An 18,082-nucleotide genomic window follows, 5' to 3' on the forward strand; every position below is an offset into this window, starting at 1 on the left:
GGCCAGCCCATGACCGACACCGCTCCCACGGCCATACCCTTGTCCGGCCAAGTTACCCTCCCCGACGGGCGCGTGGAACTCGCTCCTGGCACCCCGCCGCCCAGTGGTCCCTACGCCAACGAGGACCTGCTCCCGGTCCCGGCCGTAAGGCGCACCTGGACCACGTACAACTTCTCCGCCCTGTGGGTCGGCATGGCCCACAACACGGCCTCCTGGACGCTGGCCTCCGGGCTGATCGCCGTCGGCATGGACTGGAAGCAGGCGGTGTTCACCATCGCCCTCGCCAACCTGATCGTGCTGGTGCCGATGCTGCTGACCGGACACGCCGGCCCCAAGTACGGCATCCCCTTCCCTGTCTTCGCCCGCGCCTCGTTCGGCGTGCGCGGCGCCAATCTGCCCGCCGTCGTACGGGCGTTGGTGGCCTGCGGCTGGTTCGGTATCCAGACCTGGATCGGCGGCGAGGCGATCTACTTCCTCGCCGGGAAGCTGATCGGCGACAGCTGGTCGAACGCGGCGCACATCGGCGGCTACGCCTGGACCATGTGGCTGTCCTTCGCGATCTTCTGGGTGATCCAGGTCGCGATCATCTACCGCGGCATGGACACCATCCGCCGCTTCGAGAACTGGGCCGCGCCCTTCGTGCTCGTCGGCGCGTTCGTGATGCTGTGGTGGATGAGCAGCAAGGCCGGCGGGGTCGGCCCGCTGTTCGACCAGCCCTCCAAGCTCGGTTGGGGCGGCGGCTTCTGGAAGATCTTCTGGCCCTCGTTGATGGGCATGATCGGCTTCTGGTCGACGCTGTCGCTGAACATCCCGGACTTTACCCGCTACGGCAGAAGCCAGCGGGCCCAGACCTGGGGCCAGGCCCTCGGCCTGCCGACGACGATGACCCTCTTCGCCTTCCTGTCCGTCCTGGTCACCTCCGGCTCCCAGGCGGTGTACGGCCGGCCGGTCTGGGACCCGGTCCAGCTGGCGGCGAAGACGGACAACGTGGTCGGACTGCTCTACGCACTCGTGACGGTCCTGGTGGCCACCCTGTCCGTGAACATCGCGGCCAACCTGGTCTCCCCGGCGTTCGACTTCTCCAACGTGGCGCCGCGGAAGGTGAGTTTCCGCACCGGGGCCCTGATCACCGCGGTCCTCGCCGTCCTGATCTTCCCCTGGAAGCTGTACTCCGACCCGCAGGGCTACATCTTCACCTGGCTCGGCCTGGTCGGCGGTCTGCTCGGCACCGTCGCGGGCATCCTCGTCGCCGACTACTGGCTGCTGCGCCGTACCCGTCTGGACCTCGCCGACCTGTACCGCACCGGCGGCCGCTACTGGTACGCGGGCGGCTGGAACTGGCGCGCGGTCGTCGCCTTCCTGTCCGGCGGCGTCCTGGCGATCGGCGGCGCCAGCTTCAAACCCCTGATCGACGGCCGCCCCATCCCCGCCCTGTCCTCCCTCGCCGACTACGGCTGGGCGGTGGGCCTCGGCACGTCCCTGGTCCTGTACCTGGTCCTCACGCTGCTGACCGGCCGCAAGGGGGCCTACGCGTAAGGGAGTCCGGGGGCGGTCAGCCGGTCTGCGACTGCCCGCCCCCGAGCGCGCCCACCGCGGCCCGCGCCGCCTGGATGGCCCCCTTGTTGATCTCGTCCGTGCCGGGCGCCTTCTTCGTGTCGAAGTTGCTGCCGTTGTAGGTGACGATCACCAGGGCGTTGGACACCCGGACCATCACCACGCCCTCGCGCGTCTGCTGCTTGTCCTGCGTGGTGAGGTTGACGACGGAGTAGGCGCTGTTCCCGAGCCCGGGCACCTCCCCGCCGCCGCTCTTCTCCTTCACCCGCTGCTGGTACTCCTGCGTGGCCTCCTGGTCCGACCCGCTGATCTCGAAGGACACGTCGAGCCAGCGGTAGTCGTACCCCTGCAGGGCGTTCCAGGAGCAGGTGCGGCGCAGCTTGGTATCGGTCGAGGGGATCTCCTTGCCGGTCGTCTTCGCCCCCGGCACCAGGGACTTGACGGTCGCCGCGGGCACACTGGCGCAGGGGGAGGGCGCGGCGCTGTACGCCTTCGCCGTCGAGGTGGACGACGGGTCCGAGGAGGACGAGGAGGACTGGGTGGACGTCTGCTGGGTCGTCTGGTGCCCGGCGGAAGCCGGCGGCGCGGCCGGGCCGGACGTCAGCGCCCAGCCGGCACAGGCGAGAACCGCGACCGGCGAGATCCGCGCGGTGAGGGCGAGCGGCAGAGGAAGGGAACGCACGGCTCACTTCTCGTGTGGGGGAGGGGCTACGGAAGGGTCCGCTTGGTGGACATGGGACGCCAGTGTCACACGAGTCCCTGTGGGGCGGAAGTAGGAACTCCGCTGTGTGCCCGGGCGGTCACGGCGGTGGGCTCACGGCGTGCCGTTCTGTCCTTTTTGCTCCTCAAGCCGGCGGCGCGCGCCGACTTCGCTGGGGTACTCGCGGACGGTGAAGGCGGCGACCGACCAACCGACGGCCCAGGCGGCCAGTGCGGGCAGGACGGGTGCGGCGATGAGCCAGAGGGCACGAGCGGCGAGGGCCGGACCGGTGGAGCGGCGGCGCTCGTCCCGCTTGGCGGCACGGAACGCGTCGGGGGCAGGCGGGTCCAGGAGCTTCCCGCGGTGGTCCCGGCGCTGCACCAGCCAGCCCCACACCAGGGCCGCGACGGACGCCGCCGCCTGCGCCCAGTCCCATACCGGGCGGACCGCCGGCGGCAGGGCGTCGCGGAAGCTTCCGTACAGGACGAGCGCGAGGTAGACGCAGAAGGCCAGCACCGCGAGCCACAGCGCGGCGCCGAGGGCGCGGCGCAGCCAGTAGCGCGGACCGCGCTCGTACCACGTGGTGCCGAGCCCCGGCAGGGACGGGATGCCGACGGGCGTCGAAGTCGTCGTCATGCTGCGGACCGGTGCTCCTCCAGCCAGCGGCGGGCGCCGACTTCGCTGGGGTACTCCCAGACGGTCAGCCAGGCGGCGAACCAGCCGGCGATGTATGCGGCGAACGCCGGCATGACCGGAGCGGCGAGCAGCACCAGCCCGCGGCCCATGGCGATCCGGCCTGGGACGCGCCTGTTGTGGTCGCGTTTGGCCCGGAGGGTCTCTTCGGGAGTGGGCGGATTCAGCAGCGCCTCCCGATGGCCTCGGCGCTGTTTCACCCAGCCCCACACCAGCGCCACGGCGGACGCGGCCACCTGCAAGCTGTCCCACACGACACGTGCGGCGGGCGGCAGGACGTCACGGAACCCCGAGTACAGGCCCAGCGCGAAGAGACCGAACATGGCCATGACGAGGACGATGAAGACGGTCGTACGCGCCCGGGACAGCCAGTAGAGTGCGCCGCGCTCGTACCAGGTCCTGCCCAGCTTCGGCAGGGCCGGAATGGGCACGGAGAACCCGGGCGCCGGGGCCTCAGAAGACGCTCGTGACGCCATGCCAGACATCCTTCACCAGTCGCTTTCCATCATCGACCGTCTCCGTGGCGACATGCCCGGCCCCGGTCAGCACGCCTCCGACCACCCCGTGGTCGTGGATGTCCTCGCTCCAGTGCTCGTGGAAGGCGTGGTCGATGACCGAGGTCGCGACGATCACCGAGCCGACGCCGACCGCGGCGACCGCGACCGCACCCTCGACGGGCAGAGCCGCCGTGACAGCCGCACCGACGGCCAGGCCGCCGACGGCTGCCCCGACGTCGACGGTGACGGAATGCTGCCAGGACCAGCCCTTGTCGTGGTCGTCCTTCGCCTCGATCAGACCGCAGGTCGCCGCCGCGGCGACGTCCAGCACCGGAATCTCCTTCAGGACGTCCGGCAGCGCTTCCAGCCCCTTGCCCAGGCGCAGCGCGTCCGCGGCGTCCACCAGCTTGACGTTCAGCGCACGGTCGTACGGCAACGCGGTGCTGCCGTTGTCGGCACGCGCGATGTCCGCCTCCAGCGAGTCCACCTTGGTGACCGCGTCGCGGTAGGCACTCTTGGCCGGAAGATCGTCCGGCATCCTCCGACCCTGCTGCTGGAACACCTTGCGCTCGTCGCGGAGTTGCTTCTTGGCCGCCTGTGCCTCGGCCCTGGCCGCGTCGATGTGCCGACGGGCCTCGATACCCCCGGCGCGGGCGTCCTCGGCGTCGTACGCGTACAGGCCGCGCAGCGCGTCGTACAGGGTGACCTTGTCTCCCGGGGACACCGAGTCGTCCTTCGACGTCACCTTGTCGTACAGCCCCTGCAAGTCCTTCGCCGCCACCAGTCGTGCGTGCTGGGCGGTGTGGAGGATCTCGTCGCGCGCCGTGGCGTAGTCGTTCATCGCCGAGATGGTGTTCTGGTCGTCCGCGCTCGGCGGATTCGCCGTCATGACCGGCAGCGGCGCGCCCTTCGCGTCCGTCGGCACGCCCTTGCCGGCCGCGATGTGCTGTGCGTTCTGCAGGGACGACTCGCACGTGGACAGCGCGTTGGCGAGGGTCTCCAAGATCTCGCCCGCCGCGTGCACCAGTTCGGCGAAGCCGCCGGCGGCCAGTGCGTCCTCGCTCCACTTGCCGCGGAAGCTCTCGGCCGCCTCGCCCTGCCAGCCGGCGTCGCCGACCAGTTTGTCGACGGCGCTGCTCAGCGGCTTGACCACGGCGTCGAGTTTGTCCTTGGCGTTCTTGTACGTCTCGGCCATCGTGCGCAGACCGCCGATGTCGCCGCCGACCCAGCTGTCACTCATCGGCTCTCACTTGATCAGGTCTTCGAAGACGCCATGGACGTCCACGTCGTGCCGGTGGAAGGAGTCCCGCGCGTAGGCGACCTTGTCCCCGTGGTCGTCGAGTCGGTCGGCCATGCCGGTGTGCAGCGCGATGATGAGGTCCGCGACCTCCTTGACGGCCGAGTCGAGGCCGGGGTCGCCGCCGCTGACGACGGGCGGTGCCACGTCGGGGTGCAGCTCGCGGTAGTCGCCGGCCTGGTCGTGGAAGGTCTTCGCCATGGCGGCGAGGTCGTCGTAGACCGCCTTGAAGTCGCTCACCGGCGCACCTCCCGCGCATGGGCGGCCAGGTCCGCAGGCCGCCAGTTGGGTTCCCCGGGCGCGACCCGGGGGTCCAGCAGGACCGTGACGCCCTGCTCGCGCACGCCCTCGGCCAGCGGGCCGAGGGAGGCGGCGACCCACGGCTGGGACTCGCCGAGGGCCTGCACCAGCCTGGCCGGCGAGGTGAACGCGAACGCCACGGTGCCGTGTGCGGGGTGCTGGAAGAGTTCGAGGGCGATGAAGGGCACGCGCGCGGGGCGGCCGTCGGAGCCGGTGCCGGTGACGGACCGCGGATGTGCCGGCACGCACACTGGAGTGTGGTACGCGGGCACCCCGGGTTTCGGGCCGGGCCGGTCGTCCGTGGCCGTGCGCGGGGGCGGCGCGGCCTCCACGAGGTCCCGCAGCGCCGAGCGGAGCGACCGAGGAGTGTGCTGCGGGAGGCCCGTCCCGGGCGGATCCGGCTCAGCGAAATCCAGCAGTCGTGAACGTATCGGCGCCCCCATCGCCGTCACCTCTTCCCCGTGCGTGCGTGGCCGATCGGGCGCGACCACGTTAGCCAGCGGGCAAGAGGGCAAATCCAGCCATGTCGTGACCTGCTGTCGGCCGTACACGGAACCCATACGCTCGCTTGGCCGACGGCATGACAGCGCTTGACCCGTTGCTGAACCAGGGCGTCCGGCCTGCGCGGTGGCTAGGGGACCCGAGCGGTCCACTCCGCCGACGTGAACTTGGCCCGCGCCAGCTCCTCCGCGCGCGCCAGCTCCTCGTCCGTGATCTTGCCCGGCGCCAGGCCGTAGCGCACGCGGAACGACTCGATCATCCGGTCGATGACCGCCGCACGCGGCAGGCCGGTCTGCCGCCGCAGCGGATCGACCCGCTTCTTCGCGGACCTCGTCCCCTTGTCGGACAGCTTCTCCCGCCCGATGCGCAGCACCTCGACCATCTTGTCGGCGTCGATGTCGTACGACATGGTCACGTGGTGCAGTACGGCGCCCGGGCCCCCGCCGGGTCCGGCGATCCGCTTCTGCGCCGCGCCCGCGATCTTGCCCTGGTCGGTCGCGATGTCGTTCAGCGGCTGGTACCAGGCCCGGATGCCCAGCTCACCGAGGGCGCCCAGCACCCAGTCGTCCAGGTAGGCATAGCTGTCCTGGAAGGACAGGCCGTGGACGAGGGACTCGGGGACCGACAGCGAGTAGGTGATCGTGTTGCCGGGCTCCACGAACATCGCGCCACCGCCGGAGATCCGTCGCACCACCTCGATGCCGTGCCGCGCGGCGCCCTCCGGGTCCACCTCGTTGCGCAGCGACTGGAAGCTGCCGATGATCACCGCCGGGGCGCCCCACTCCCACACCCGCAGCGTCGGCGACCGCCGGCCCGCGGCGACCTCGGCGGTCAGCACCTCGTCCAGCGCCATGTGCAGCGCGGGCGGCTGCGGGCCCTCGTGGATCAGCTGCCAGTCGTGGTCGGTCCAGTCCGTGGCGTGCGCGAGCGCGCGCCGCACCGCGATCGCCACGCCCTCCGACGTGAGGCCGTACATCACCGTCCCCGCGGGCAGCGCCGCCTCGATCCGCGCGGCCAGGCCCGCCGCGTCGGTGTCCGCCGGGGCGCCCTCCAGCGCACGGTCCACCGCGTCCAGCGCCTCGTCCGGCTCCAGGAAGAAGTCGCCCGACACGCGCACGTGCCGCAGCACGGCGTCCTCGACGTCCGCGTCCACGACGACGAGCTTGCCGCCGGGCACCTTGTACTCACCGTGCACTGCCTGGGCCTCCGTCCCTGCCGCCGCCCGCACGAGATCAACGGCGCAGGTCGTCGCCGTGTTCCCCGGACCGCGATCACGCTCGTACGATCACCCGGACGAGGTACCCGAGCCGAGGAGGCGTCTGCCGTGTTCACCACCCGGCCCACCCTGCAGGGCACCTTCGGCATGGTGTCCTCCACCCACTGGCTGGCCTCCCAGTCGGCGATGGCGGTCCTGGAGGACGGCGGAAACGCCTTCGACGCCGCCGTGGCGGGCGCGTTCGTGCTGCACGTGGTGGAGCCGCATCTCAACGGGCCCGCGGGCGAGGTACCGGTCCTGCTCGCCCCGGCGGGCGGCGAGGTGCGGGTGCTGTGCGGACAGGGGGTCGCCCCGGCCGGTGCCACCGTCGCCCACTACCGGGGGCTCGGGCTGGACCTCGTACCCGGCACCGGACCGCTCGCGGCCGCAGTGCCCGGCGCCTTCGACACCTGGCTGCTGCTCCTGCGCGACCACGGCACCAGGTCCCTGGAGGACGTGCTGAAGTACGCCATCGGCTACGCCGAGCACGGGCACGCGCCCGTGGAGAAGCTCGGCGCGACCGTGGAGGCCGTACGGGAGCTGTTCGCGACCGAATGGCCCTCGTCGGCCGAGGTGTACCTGCCCGGCGGCCGGGCGCCCCGCCCCGGTGAGCTCTTCCGCAACCCCGCCCTCGCCGCCACCTGGAAGCGGCTGCTCGCCGAGACCGCGGGCAGCGGCGACCGGGAGGCCCGGATCGACGCCGCCCGCGAGGTATGGCGCTGCGGGTTCGTCGCCGAGGCGCTGGTACGGCAGTCCCGGCGGCCCACCATGGACACCAGCGGCGCACGGCACATCGGCACGCTCACCGAGGCCGACCTCGCCGGCTGGTCGGCCACCTACGAGACCCCGGTGACCTACGACTGGAACGGCTGGACCGTGTGCAAGGCCGGCCCCTGGAGCCAGGGCCCCGCCCTCCTGCAGCAGCTCGCCCTGCTCCCGCCCGAGCTGCCCGCCTACGGCTCCGCCGAGTACGTCCACCTGCTGATCGAGGGCTGCAAGCTCGCCATGGCCGACCGCGAGGCCTGGTACGGGGACGCGGCCGAGGTGCCGGTCGCCGAGCTGCTGTCGGACGGCTACAACGCCGGGCGGCGGGCCCTGGTCGGCGCCAAGGCCTCCTTCGAGCTGCGGCCCGGCAGCCCCGGCGGGCGCACCCCGCGGCTGCCGGCGCAGGCGTACGCGCGCGTGGAGACCGGCGAGGTCCGCGGCTTCGACCCGATGGGCGCCGGTGAGCCGACGGTCGCGGAGTTCCCCGGCGACCCGCAGGTGGCCGCCGACGGCACGACCCGTGGCGACACCTGCCACCTGGACGTCGTCGACCGCTGGGGCAACATGATCGCCGCCACGCCCAGCGGGGGCTGGCTGCAGTCCAACCCGGTCGTGCCCGAGCTGGGCTTCCCGCTCGGCACGCGCCTGCAGATGACCTGGCTGGAGGAGGGCCTGCCGAACTCCCTCACTCCGGGCCGCCGCCCGCGCACCACCCTCACCCCGTCCCTCGCGCTCCGCGACGGCGTGCCGGTCCTGGCGTTCGGCACGCCCGGCGGCGACCAGCAGGACCAGTGGCAGCTGCACTTCTTCCTCGCCGCCGCCCTGCGCGCCCCGGTACGCGGCGGCCTCGACCTCCAGGGCGCGATCGACGCCCCGAACTGGCACAACGACAGCTTCCCAAGCTCCTTCCACCCGCGCGGCCGCCGCCCCGGCAGCGTGACCGTGGAATCCCGCATGGACGCGGACGTGATCGAGGAGCTGCGGCGGCGCGGCCACGACGTCACCGTCGGCCCCGCCTGGTCCGAGGGGCGCCTGTGCGCGGTGGCCCGGGACCCGGAGACCGGCGTGCTCTCGGCGGCGGCGAACCCGCGCGGGATGCAGGGGTACGCCGTCGGCCGCTGACTGATCATCCGGAACCTGTTCTTCATCCCGATTCCACCCGCTGTGCACCGGGCGGGCGGGGATTGTCAGAGGGACGTGCTCTCATGGAGGCATGATCGAAGCAATGACGGAAACCATCGAAGAGTTTCTCGCCCGCTGCTCGGCCGACGTGGAGGAAGCGGTCCGCAAGGCCGCCGCGGCCGAGATCCTGCCCCGCTTCCGCTGCCTCGCCGAGCACGAGGTGGACCAGAAGAGCGGCCCGCACGACCTGGTGACGGACGCCGACCGGCTGGCCGAGCTGCGGCTCACCGCGGACCTCGGCGCCCTGCTGCCCGGCTCGGTCGTGGTCGGCGAGGAGGCCGTGCACGCCGACCCGGCGACCTATGCGGCGCTGCAGGGCGACGCGCCGGTCTGGATCGTCGACCCGGTGGACGGCACCCGCCAGTTCGTGCACGGCGACGACGGGTTCTGCACCCTGGTCGCCCTCGTCCAGCGGGGCGTCGTCCTCGCCTCCTGGACCTACGCCGCGGCGCGCGACCAGCTCGCCACCGCGGTCCGCGGCCAGGGCGCCTTCCTCGACGGCGAGCGGCTGTTCGCGGGCCCGCCCGCGCCCGGCCGCGACCTCGTCGTCGCCACGTCCCACCCGGACTACACCACCGACGAGCAGAAGCGCGCGCTGAGCGTCCTGTGGACCGACGGCCTCGCCCCTCGCCCCTGCGGTTCGGCGGGCCTGGAGTATCTCGCCATAGCCCAGGGGGAGTTGGACGCCGTCGCGTTCTCCTGGGAAGCGGCCTGGGACCACGCGGCCGGGCTGCTCCTCGTCGAGGAGGCGGGCGGCACGCACCTCACCCGCGCCGGCGAACCGTTCCGGGTGACCGGCGGCAACGCCCTGCCCTTCACCGCGGCCCGGGACGCCACGACCGCCCGCCGGGTGGCCGACCTGCTGCGCACGGTGGCCTGAATCCGACCGGGGCGTCCCGCCGGGCCCCGTCTGCCGGTCCGCCCGGCCACCCGGCCCGAGGGAATGTCAGTCCCGCGGCATATCCTGACCCCGAGTGGCCATCGGCTGACGAAGGGGTCCGAAGGTGCCGTCGATGCTCGATGCGGTCGTGGTGGGTGCGGGGCCGAACGGACTGACCGCTGCCGTGGAGCTGGCCCGCCGCGGCTTCTCCGTCGCGCTGTTCGAGGCGAAGTCCACCGTGGGCGGCGGCGCCCGCACCGAGGAACTGACCCTGCCCGGCTTCCGGCACGACCCGTGCTCGGCCGCCCACCCCCTGGGCATCAACTCACCGGCGTTCCGCGCCCTGCCCCTCGACCGCTACGGCCTGCGGTGGCTGCACTCCGAGCTGCCGATGGCGCATCCCTTCCCCGACGGCACCGCGGCCGTGCTGTCCCGCTCGGTGGCCGAGACGGCCGCCTCCTTCGGCCCCCGGGACGCGGGCGCGTACCGCAGACTGGTCGAGCCGTTCCTCGCCCACTGGGACACTCTCGTACGGGACTTCATGTCCCTGCCGCTGACCGCCCTCCCACGCGACCCCGTCACCCTGGCCCGCTTCGGCCTGGCCGGGCTGCCGCCGTCCACCTGGCTGCTGCGCCGTTTCAAGGACGAGCGGGCCAAGGCCCTCTTCGCCGGCCTGGTCGCCCATGTGATCGCGCCGCTCAGCGGCCTGGCCACCGGCGCCATCGGCCTGGTCTTCGCCCTGGCCGCCCACGCCCGCGGCTGGCCGGTGCCCCGCGGCGGCTCCCAGGCCATCTCCGACGCCCTCGCCGACTACCTCAAGGACCTCGGCGGCGCCGTACACACCGACTACGAGGTCAAGCGCCTGGACGACCTGCCCCCCGCACGGGCGTACGTCTTCGACACCTCGCCCACCGCGCTGGCCCGCATCGCCGGCTTCGGGAACCACTACGCGCACTACCGCTACGGCCCGAGCGTCTTCAAGATCGACTATGCGCTGGACGGCCCCGTCCCCTGGACCGCGCCCGAGGCCCGCGCCGCCACGACCGTGCAGATCGGCGCGAGCAAGGGCGAGATCTCCACCGCCCTGCGCGCCGCCTCCCGCGAGGGCCGCGCCCCCGGCCGGCCGTTCCTGATCACCGTGCAGCCCAGCATCGTCGACCCGACCCGCGCCCCCCAGGGCAAGCAGGTCTTCTGGGCGTACGGCCATGTCCCGAACGGCTGGTCCGGCGACCTCACCGACGCCATGGAGCGCCAACTGGAGCGCTTCGCCCCCGGTTTCCGCGACCGCGTGCTCGCCCGCGCCGTCGCCGGCCCCGCCGAGCTGGCCGCCCACAACGCCAACTACGTCGGCGGCGACATCGCCTGCGGCGCGGCGTCCGGACTCCAGCTGCTGCTGCGCCCCAGACTGTCCCTGTTCCCGTACCACACCCCTCATCCGGCCGTCTTCATCTGCTCCTCGGCCACCCCGCCGGGACCCGGCGTGCACGGCATGTCGGGGCACAACGCGGCCAAGGCCGTATGGCGAAGACTGAGGCAGCAGACATGACCACCATCACCCTGGTCCAGGGCGACATCACCCGGGAGAGCGCCGACGCGATCGTCAACGCGGCCAACTCCTCCCTCCTCGGCGGCGGCGGAGTCGACGGCGCGATCCACCGGCGCGGCGGCCCCGCCATCCTGGAGGAATGCCGCGCCCTGCGCGCCTCCCGGTACGGCAAGGGCCTGCCCACCGGCCAGGCGGTCGCCACCACGGCGGGTGAACTCGACGCGCGCTGGGTCATCCACACGGTGGGCCCGGTGTACAGCGAGAGCGAGGACCGCTCCGATCTGCTCGCCTCCTGCTACCGCGAGTCCCTGAGGGCCGCCGACGAACTCGGCGCCCGCACGGTCGCGTTCCCGGCCGTCTCCACGGGCGTGTACCGGTGGCCGATGCGGGACGCGGCACGGATCGCCGTGGAGACCGTGCGGAACACGGCGACGGCGGTCGAGGAGGTGCGCTTCGTTCTCTTCGACGAGCGGGCGTACGAGGCGTTCGCCCGCCAAGTCGGCTGACCGGCGTTGCCCTTGGCGATGCGAGCAGCCGTCAGGACAGTTCGCGCAGGGTCCTGCCGAGCAGCGCCACGCCCTCGGCGATGACTCCCGGCGCGGTGGCCGCGTACCCGAGGACGAGACCGGGCGGGCCGGGCAACTGCCGGTGCCAGGACAGGGGTTGGCACTTCACGCCCCGGCCCAGCGCGGCGGCGGCGAGCTCGGTGTCGGGTACGTCCGCGGTGTACGTGACCGTCAGATGCAGGCCCGCCGCGGCTCCGTGCACGGTCCCACCGGGCAGATGCTCGGCGAGTGCGGCGATCATCGCGTCGCGGCGGTCGCGGTGCCGCCGCCGCAGCAGCCGCAGTTGCCGCTCCAGCCCACCGGACTCCATCAGCCGGGCGAGCACCAGCTGCGGCAGCACCGCGTTGCCCAGGTCGTTGAACCGCTTGGCGTCGACCAGGCCCGTGCGATAGCGGGGCGGGACCACCAGCCAGCCGATGCGCAACGCCGGAGCGAGCAGCTTCGACACACTGCCCATGTAACACACCCGGTCGGCCAGCAGCGCCCGCAGCGCGGGGACCGGCGGCCGGTCGTAGCGGTGCTCGGCGTCGTAGTCGTCCTCCAGGATCAGCCCGCCGTCCCGGGCCCAGCCCAGCAGCTCACGCCGGCGCTCGCCGCTGGTCACCACGCCGGTCGGGAACTGGTGGGCCGGCGTGAGCAGCACCGCGCGGGCACCGGTCGTGCGCAACGCGTCCACCCGCACCCCGTCCCCGTCGACCGGCACCGGCGGGGTGTCGAGGCCCCCGTTGCGCAGATGCTGGCGGCCGCCGAGCGAGCCGGGGTCCTCCACCGCGACGGCGTCGATGCCGTCCGCCCGCAGCACCTGGTGCAGCAGGGTGAGCGCCTGGGCGGTGCCCGCCACGATCAGCACCTCGTCCGGCTCCACCCGTACGCCCCGCATCCGCGCGAGCCAGTCGGCCACGGCCCGCCGCAGCGCGGGAGCGCCACGGGGGTCGCCGTAGCCGAGGTGCTCGGCGGACAGCTCCGCGAGCACGGCACGCTCGGCGCGCAGCCAGGCGGTCCGCGGAAAGGCGGCGAGGTCGGGCCGCCCGGGAGTGAGATCGACGGCGGCCGGCACCTCCCGCAAGGCGTCGAAGACGTCGGCGCCGGGGGGTCGGAGGAACGGGATCGCGGGTGTGGTGGGGCGCTCAGGGCTCGTGGGGGAGGTGCGGCCGGCGGCTGGTCGCGGGGGACGGGGTGCGCGAGGGGTCGCCGGCGGGCGCTCCGCGCGAGGGCTGACGAGTGCCGCATCCACCTTGGCCCTCCGCGACTCCTCGCGTTCCGGTCCTTCGCCCCGGCGGACGCCCCGTGCCGCGGCGAACGGTGCCGCCACCACCACCGTGCCCCCGCGGCGGCGGCCCTCCAGATGGCCGTCCTCGGCGAGCCGGCGGTAGGCCTCGGTGATCACCCCTCGGGACACATGGAGTTCGGTGGCCAGCACCCGGGTGGGCGGGAGCCTGCTGCCCACCGCCAGGCGGCCGTCCGCTATCGCCCGCCGCAGCCGTCCGGCCAGCCACTCGGCCTTCCCGCCGACGGGCACATCACCGGCCGCCAGCTGCAGGAAGTCCGAGCCACGACCAGGGACTTCACCCGCGCCGGCCGGCATCCCTCGCTTCTCGTCCACCGTGCTCATGCTGTCATGCGCCGGGTGCAGCCGCCGAAGACGAAGTCCGGCGCGGCCCGGGTGAGTACGGCCGTCTCCGTGCCGATCCCCCAGTGGGCCGCCACCTCGGCCTCGGCCGCCTTCAGCAGCTCGGGCACGATCTCCGCGCCGCCGTCATGCATGGCCTCCGCCACCACCAGCACCCGGTGGGTGTGCTCGCCGACCGCCGAGTGGCCGCTCTGCCGGTGGGTCCAGCGCCGCGCGTGCGCGCGTCCGGCGGAGTCGACGAAGGTCACCTCGCCGGGCGCGGGACGCTCGACGCCTCCGCCGAACGCCGTGTACGTCTCGTCGCCGCCGGCCGGCCGCACCTCCAGCAGCGGCCCGGTGATCCGGTCGATGTCGAGGACCGCCACCGGGATCGCGTACGCCACGGACAGCGCGTTGCACAGGTCGACCAGCGGATGGATGCGCGGCAGCGCGCCCTCCTTCCGCAGCCGCCGCAGCAGCGACTCCGCGGCGCACCGGTACTGCGTCGGCCTGAGCCCCGTCCGGCTGAACGTCCGCCGCCAGGCCAGCACCTCGGGGAACTCGCCCTCGGTGGCGCCGGACAGCCGGGCCAGGGCGCGGGCGGTGTACTCGGCGGCGCGCGGCCCGGTGTCCGCACCGGCGCCGACGCCGTCGGCGTACAGCGCGCCGGAGGCCAGTTCGGGAAATCTGGCCCAGATGGTGTCCGCGTGCCGGAATCGCATGGTCAGGGACCTCCTCGGGGTTCGGGAGCCACCACCTTGCCCGGACCGTGGTCCGGTCACCAGGGCCAAAGCCGGTGCGGGCGGCCGGTCCATAGCCGGCCCACCCCGGGCCGCGGCCCCCGCAGCCCGCGTGGCATCATCGGCCGGGGTCCCGAACGCCGTCGTACGAGGAGCACGATGAACCCCGCTCTCACCGTCACCCCGGCGGTCGGTGCCGCGCTGCTGGACGACTTCTCGCTGGAGATGACCGGCAAGGACGTGCCCCGGCTGGAGGAAGCGCAAGGCAGCATCCCGCGGGGCACCCGGATCAACATCACCTTCCTCGCCGGGGAGGACCTCGGCATGCGGCTGGCGGCCGCCCGCGCGGTCAAACGGCTCGGTTTCGTCCCCGTGCCCCACATCTCGGCACGCCGCCTGCCCTCCCGGGCCGCCCTGGAGGAGTTCCTGTCCGGGCTGGCCGAGGACGGCACCGCCGAGAACGTCTTCGTCGTCGGCGGCGACCCCGCCCGCCCCGAGGGCCCCTACCCGGACGCCCTCGCCGTCCTGCGCACCGGCCTGCTCCAGCGCCACGGCGTCCGGCACGTCGGCATCAGCGGCTACCCGGAGGGCCACCCCGCGATAGCCGACGGCACGCTGTGGTCCGCGCTCACCGACAAGGCGGCGGCCATCGGGGCGCACCGGTTCGGCGGCGACGTCATCACCCAGTTCGGCTTCGACGCCGACCCCGTGCTCGGCTGGCTGGAGGCCGCCCGCGCCCGGGGCGTGCACCTGCCCGTCCGCATCGGCGTGCCCGGACCGGCGGGCGTACGCCGGCTGCTCGGCTACGCCACCCGGTTCGGCGTCGCCACCAGTGCCTCCGTCGCCCGCAAGTACGGCTTCTCGCTGACCAACCTCATGGGTACGACCGGCCCGGACCGCTTCCTGCACGCGCTCGCCCAGCGCTACGACCCCGAACGGCACGGCGCCGTGAAGGTCCACTTCTACACGTTCGGCGGGCTGCGCCACACCGCCGGCTGGATCGCCGGGTTCCGGCAGACCGCCGCTCTCGGCACACACACGCCGTGATGCCGCCCCGGCCGCGCCCGCCCGGATCGGCACCCCACCAGGCCCGCGGACGCTGCTGTCGGATTTCCGCCAGCGGTCGGCGCCCCGGGTGGCCGATGCTGGACGCATGCAGACAGCGACGCACCTCGACCGGGAGCACTGCGTACGCGCCGTGCAGTCCAAGGACGCGCGGTTCGACGGGTGGTTCTTCACGGCCGTCCTGACCACCCGGATCTACTGCCGGCCCAGCTGTCCCGTCGTCCCGCCCAAGCCGGAGAACATGACGTTCTACCCGAGCGCGGCCGCCTGCCAGCAGGCCGGGTTCCGGGCCTGCAAGCGCTGCCGCCCGGACACCAGCCCCGGCTCCCCGGAGTGGAACCAGCGCGCCGACCTGGTGGCCCGCGCCATGCGGCTCATCGCCGACGGCGTCGTGGACCGCGAGGGCGTGCCCGGACTCGCCGACCGGCTCGGCTACAGCACCCGCCAGGTGGAGCGGCAGCTGCTCGCCGAGCTGGGCGCGGGCCCCCTCGCGCTCGCCCGTGCCCAGCGCGCCCAGACCGCGCGGCTGCTCATCGAGACCACCCCGCTGCCCATGACGGAGATCGCCTTCGCGGCCGGCTTCGCCTCCGTCCGCACCTTCAACGACACCGTCCGCGAGGTCTTCGCCCTGAGCCCGAGCGAGCTGCGCGCCCGCGCCCCGAAGTCCGGGACCGGTACCCCGGGTGTGCTGAGCCTGCGGCTGCCGTTCCGTGCCCCGCTCAACCCCTCCAACCTCTTCGGCCACCTCGCCGCCACCGCCGTACCCGGCGTCGAGGAGTGGCTCCCCCACTGCCCGAACGGCGTGGGAGGTACCCCCACCGGCGCGTACCGGCGCACGCTGCGCCTGCCGTACGGCCATGGGATCGTCTCCCTCACGCCCCGCCCCGACCACATCGCCTGCCGCCTCACGCTGAGCGATCTGCGCGATCTGCCCGTGGCGATCAGCCGGTGCCGCCGCATGCTCGACCTGGACGCGGACCCCGTCGCCGTGGACGACCGGCTGCGCACCGACCCGCTGCTCGCGCCCCTGGTCGACAAGGCGCCCGGTCGGCGGGTGCCGCGCACGGTCGACGAGGCCGAGTTCGCCGTCCGCGCCGTCCTCGGTCAGCAGGTCTCCACGGCGGCCGCCCGCACCCACGCGGCCCGCCTGGTCACCGCCCACGGCAAACCCCTCGACGACCCCGAGGGCGGCCTCACGCATCTCTTCCCTTCCCCCGAGGCCCTCGCCGCCGTGGATCCCGAGACCCTGGCGATGCCCCGCACCCGGCGCACCACGTTCACCACCCTGGTCCGGGAACTCGCCGAGGGCACCCTCCACCTGGGAATCGAGTCCGACTGGGCGGAGGCCCGCGCCCGGCTCCTGGCCCTGCCCGGCTTCGGACCGTGGACCGTCGACGTCATCGCCATGCGCGCCCTCGGCGATCCCGACGCCTTCCTCCCCACCGACCTCGGCATCCGGCGCGCGGCGGGGGAGCTGGGCCTGCCCTCCACCCCGGCCGCGCTCACCGCCCGGGCGGAGGCATGGCGGCCCTGGCGGGCGTACGCCGTGCAGTACCTGTGGGCGACCGACGGCCACCCGATCAACTTCCTGCCCGTGTAAGAAGGTTCTCCGATGACCCACACCCTGATCGACAGCCCGTACGGCCCGCTCACCCTGGTCGCCGACGCCGACGGCACCCTGTGCGGCCTCTACATGGCCGGCCAGCGACACCGCCCGCCCGCGGAGAACTTCGGCCACCGGGACGACAGCCTGCCCTCCTTCGCCGCGGCGTGGGAGCAGCTGACGGCCTACTTCGCGGGCGAGTTGAAGCAGTTCACCCTCGGACTCGCCCTGAAGGGGACCCCGTTCCAGCGCAGCGTCTGGGCACAGCTCACCCGCATCCCGTACGGCGAGACCCGCACCTACGGCCAACTCGCCGACGCCCTAGGCAACCCCGGGGCGTCCCGCGCCGTCGGCCTCGCCAACGGCAAGAACCCCATCGGCATCATCGTCCCCTGCCACCGCGTCATCGGCGCGTCCGGCGACCTCACCGGCTACGGCGGCGGCCTCGACCGCAAGCGCCGCCTGCTGGACTTCGAACGGGACACCGCGCTGTTCTAGCCCGCTCCAGCGACGGCACTCGGTGGGGGAGGCCCTCCTGAGGCGCACGGATCCTATGTGCCGCTCTCGGTCCGGATGCGGTCCAGCAGTGCGGGCAGGGCGGTGCCGATCGGCTCGCGTACGACCTCGTGGGCGAGTTCGTCGTACGGGGTCGGCTCGGCGTTGACGATGATCAGGTGGGCGCCGTGGTCGGCGGCGATGCCGACCAGGCCGGCCGCGGGCTGTACCTGCAGGCTGCTGCCGACGGCTATGAACAGGGTGCACGCCTTGCTGATGGACATCGCCTCGCCGAGGACGACGGGGTCCAGTCGCTCGCCGAACATCACGGTCGCGGACTTGAGGATGCCACCGCATTCCAGGCAGGCCGGGTCCTCCTCGCCGGCCTCGACGCGGGCGAGGGTGTCCTCCATCGGCCCGCGCGCGTGGCATCGGGTGCACACGACACTGCGTGCGCTGCCGTGCAGTTCGAGCACCTTGCGGGCGGGCAGGCCGGCGAGCTGGTGCAGTCCGTCCACGTTCTGCGTGATGACCCGGACCGGGATGCCGGACTTCTCCAGCTCGGCGACGGCACGGTGCGCGGCGTTCGGCTCGGCCTCGAGGGTGCGGTTCTTGCGCCGCATCTGCCACGAGCGGCGGCGGATCTCCGGGTCCGCCATGTAGTACTCGTACGTCACGAGCTTCTCCGCCGCCGGATCCCGCCGCCACAGCCCGTTCGGCCCGCGGTAGTCCGGGATTCCGGAGTCCGTGGAGATACCCGCGCCGCTGAGAAGGGCAAGGAGAGGCTTGTCCATGGGCCGAGAGTAGGACGCCCGTGTGATCGGGGCGAGCGGA

18 protein-coding genes are annotated in these 18,082 nt (G+C 73.2%); 8 read left to right on the forward strand and 10 right to left on the reverse strand.

Annotated features, from left to right (window positions below; genetic code table 11):
- The first annotated feature begins 9 nt into the window (after window positions 1-9).
- Window positions 10-1,536 carry an NCS1 family nucleobase:cation symporter-1 gene (locus ACFYOH_RS33715; protein ID WP_388633657.1) on the forward strand — a complete coding sequence of 509 codons (1,527 nt, stop codon included), beginning with the start codon at window positions 10-12 and terminating at the stop codon, window positions 1,534-1,536.
- Between the two features lie 16 nt (window positions 1,537-1,552).
- On the opposite strand, the gene ACFYOH_RS33720 is transcribed toward ACFYOH_RS33715, so the two are convergent.
- From ACFYOH_RS33720 to ACFYOH_RS33750, 7 genes are all read right to left on the reverse strand, one after another.
- Window positions 1,553-2,236, reverse strand: a complete 684-nt coding sequence (locus ACFYOH_RS33720) for a hypothetical protein (protein ID WP_388633659.1) — start codon at window positions 2,234-2,236, stop codon at window positions 1,553-1,555.
- A 132-nt stretch (window positions 2,237-2,368) separates the two neighbouring features.
- Window positions 2,369-2,890, reverse strand: a complete 522-nt coding sequence (locus ACFYOH_RS33725; protein WP_388633662.1) for a hypothetical protein — start codon at window positions 2,888-2,890, stop codon at window positions 2,369-2,371.
- Entirely contained in the window at window positions 2,887-3,423 is a 537-nt protein-coding gene (locus ACFYOH_RS33730) for a hypothetical protein (RefSeq protein ID WP_388633665.1), read from the reverse strand. The genes ACFYOH_RS33725 and ACFYOH_RS33730 overlap by 4 nt, the downstream gene beginning before the upstream one ends.
- A complete protein-coding gene (locus ACFYOH_RS33735; protein WP_388633668.1) occupies window positions 3,401-4,684 on the reverse strand; it encodes a WXG100 family type VII secretion target in 1,284 nt (427 codons plus the stop codon). Before ACFYOH_RS33735 ends, ACFYOH_RS33730 begins: the two co-directional genes overlap by 23 nt.
- A gap of 6 nt (window positions 4,685-4,690) precedes the next feature.
- Window positions 4,691-4,981 carry a DUF6317 family protein gene (locus tag ACFYOH_RS33740; protein ID WP_388633671.1) on the reverse strand — a complete coding sequence of 97 codons (291 nt, stop codon included), beginning with the start codon at window positions 4,979-4,981 and terminating at the stop codon, window positions 4,691-4,693.
- Entirely contained in the window at window positions 4,978-5,286 is a 309-nt protein-coding gene (locus ACFYOH_RS33745; protein ID WP_388633673.1) for an SAV_915 family protein, read from the reverse strand. The genes ACFYOH_RS33740 and ACFYOH_RS33745 overlap by 4 nt, the downstream gene beginning before the upstream one ends.
- A 386-nt stretch (window positions 5,287-5,672) precedes the next feature.
- A complete protein-coding gene (locus ACFYOH_RS33750; protein ID WP_388633675.1) occupies window positions 5,673-6,737 on the reverse strand; it encodes a biotin/lipoate A/B protein ligase family protein in 1,065 nt (354 codons plus the stop codon).
- 129 nt (window positions 6,738-6,866) lie between these two features.
- Between ACFYOH_RS33750 and ACFYOH_RS33755 the strand changes: the two genes are divergently transcribed.
- From ACFYOH_RS33755 to ACFYOH_RS33770, 4 genes are all read left to right on the forward strand, one after another.
- Entirely contained in the window at window positions 6,867-8,684 is a 1,818-nt protein-coding gene (locus ACFYOH_RS33755) for a gamma-glutamyltransferase family protein (protein ID WP_388633677.1), read from the forward strand.
- Between the two features lie 91 nt (window positions 8,685-8,775).
- Window positions 8,776-9,624 carry an inositol monophosphatase family protein gene (locus ACFYOH_RS33760; RefSeq protein WP_388633679.1) on the forward strand — a complete coding sequence of 283 codons (849 nt, stop codon included), beginning with the start codon at window positions 8,776-8,778 and terminating at the stop codon, window positions 9,622-9,624.
- Between the two features lie 124 nt (window positions 9,625-9,748).
- Window positions 9,749-11,170, forward strand: a complete 1,422-nt coding sequence (locus ACFYOH_RS33765; protein ID WP_388633681.1) for a phytoene desaturase family protein — start codon at window positions 9,749-9,751, stop codon at window positions 11,168-11,170.
- Window positions 11,167-11,676 (forward strand): O-acetyl-ADP-ribose deacetylase, encoded by a 510-nt coding sequence (locus tag ACFYOH_RS33770; protein ID WP_388633684.1) that lies wholly within the window; start codon window positions 11,167-11,169, stop codon window positions 11,674-11,676. The genes ACFYOH_RS33765 and ACFYOH_RS33770 overlap by 4 nt, the downstream gene beginning before the upstream one ends.
- A gap of 31 nt (window positions 11,677-11,707) precedes the next feature.
- Here ACFYOH_RS33770 and ACFYOH_RS33775 read toward each other — a convergent pair whose 3' ends face one another.
- Together ACFYOH_RS33775 and ACFYOH_RS33780 are read right to left on the reverse strand one after the other, a co-directional pair.
- Window positions 11,708-13,348: a PLP-dependent aminotransferase family protein gene (locus ACFYOH_RS33775; protein ID WP_388633687.1), complete on the reverse strand. Its 1,641-nt coding sequence runs from the start codon at window positions 13,346-13,348 to the stop codon at window positions 11,708-11,710.
- Window positions 13,345-14,067: a B3/4 domain-containing protein gene (locus ACFYOH_RS33780; RefSeq protein ID WP_388633690.1), complete on the reverse strand. Its 723-nt coding sequence runs from the start codon at window positions 14,065-14,067 to the stop codon at window positions 13,345-13,347. Before ACFYOH_RS33780 ends, ACFYOH_RS33775 begins: the two co-directional genes overlap by 4 nt.
- 177 nt (window positions 14,068-14,244) lie before the next feature.
- On the opposite strand from ACFYOH_RS33780, the gene ACFYOH_RS33785 reads away from it, so the two are divergent.
- The 3 genes from ACFYOH_RS33785 (at window position 14,245) to ACFYOH_RS33795 (ending at window position 17,251) form a co-directional block, all read left to right on the forward strand.
- A complete protein-coding gene (locus ACFYOH_RS33785; protein WP_388633692.1) occupies window positions 14,245-15,132 on the forward strand; it encodes a methylenetetrahydrofolate reductase in 888 nt (295 codons plus the stop codon).
- Window positions 15,133-15,238: 106 nt separating this feature from the next.
- A complete protein-coding gene (locus tag ACFYOH_RS33790; protein WP_388633695.1) occupies window positions 15,239-16,750 on the forward strand; it encodes an AlkA N-terminal domain-containing protein in 1,512 nt (503 codons plus the stop codon).
- A 12-nt stretch (window positions 16,751-16,762) separates the two neighbouring features.
- Window positions 16,763-17,251 carry a methylated-DNA--[protein]-cysteine S-methyltransferase gene (locus ACFYOH_RS33795; RefSeq protein WP_388633698.1) on the forward strand — a complete coding sequence of 163 codons (489 nt, stop codon included), beginning with the start codon at window positions 16,763-16,765 and terminating at the stop codon, window positions 17,249-17,251.
- A gap of 53 nt (window positions 17,252-17,304) precedes the next feature.
- Here ACFYOH_RS33795 and ACFYOH_RS33800 read toward each other — a convergent pair whose 3' ends face one another.
- Window positions 17,305-18,042 (reverse strand): NAD-dependent deacetylase, encoded by a 738-nt coding sequence (locus ACFYOH_RS33800; protein ID WP_388633701.1) that lies wholly within the window; start codon window positions 18,040-18,042, stop codon window positions 17,305-17,307.
- Window positions 18,043-18,082 lie beyond the last annotated feature (40 nt).

It is taken from the genome of Streptomyces sp. NPDC007856 (assembly GCF_042868225.1).
Taxonomy (GTDB): Bacteria; Actinomycetota; Actinomycetes; order Streptomycetales; family Streptomycetaceae; genus Streptomyces.

Coding starts and splice junctions, on each gene's coding strand:
- ACFYOH_RS33760 (WP_388633679.1), top strand. CDS start 8,776: ATGATCGAAGCAATGACGGAAACCATCGAAGAGTTTCTCGCCCGCTGC.
- ACFYOH_RS33785 (WP_388633692.1), top strand. CDS start 14,245: ATGAACCCCGCTCTCACCGTCACCCCGGCGGTCGGTGCCGCGCTGCTG.
- ACFYOH_RS33725 (WP_388633662.1), bottom strand. CDS start 2,890: ATGACGACGACTTCGACGCCCGTCGGCATCCCGTCCCTGCCGGGGCTC.
- ACFYOH_RS33800 (WP_388633701.1), bottom strand. CDS start 18,042: ATGGACAAGCCTCTCCTTGCCCTTCTCAGCGGCGCGGGTATCTCCACG.
- ACFYOH_RS33735 (WP_388633668.1), bottom strand. CDS start 4,684: ATGAGTGACAGCTGGGTCGGCGGCGACATCGGCGGTCTGCGCACGATG.
- ACFYOH_RS33790 (WP_388633695.1), top strand. CDS start 15,239: ATGCAGACAGCGACGCACCTCGACCGGGAGCACTGCGTACGCGCCGTG.
- ACFYOH_RS33770 (WP_388633684.1), top strand. CDS start 11,167: ATGACCACCATCACCCTGGTCCAGGGCGACATCACCCGGGAGAGCGCC.
- ACFYOH_RS33780 (WP_388633690.1), bottom strand. CDS start 14,067: ATGCGATTCCGGCACGCGGACACCATCTGGGCCAGATTTCCCGAACTG.
- ACFYOH_RS33715 (WP_388633657.1), top strand. CDS start 10: ATGACCGACACCGCTCCCACGGCCATACCCTTGTCCGGCCAAGTTACC.
- ACFYOH_RS33775 (WP_388633687.1), bottom strand. CDS start 13,348: ATGAGCACGGTGGACGAGAAGCGAGGGATGCCGGCCGGCGCGGGTGAA.
- ACFYOH_RS33795 (WP_388633698.1), top strand. CDS start 16,763: ATGACCCACACCCTGATCGACAGCCCGTACGGCCCGCTCACCCTGGTC.
- ACFYOH_RS33730 (WP_388633665.1), bottom strand. CDS start 3,423: ATGGCGTCACGAGCGTCTTCTGAGGCCCCGGCGCCCGGGTTCTCCGTG.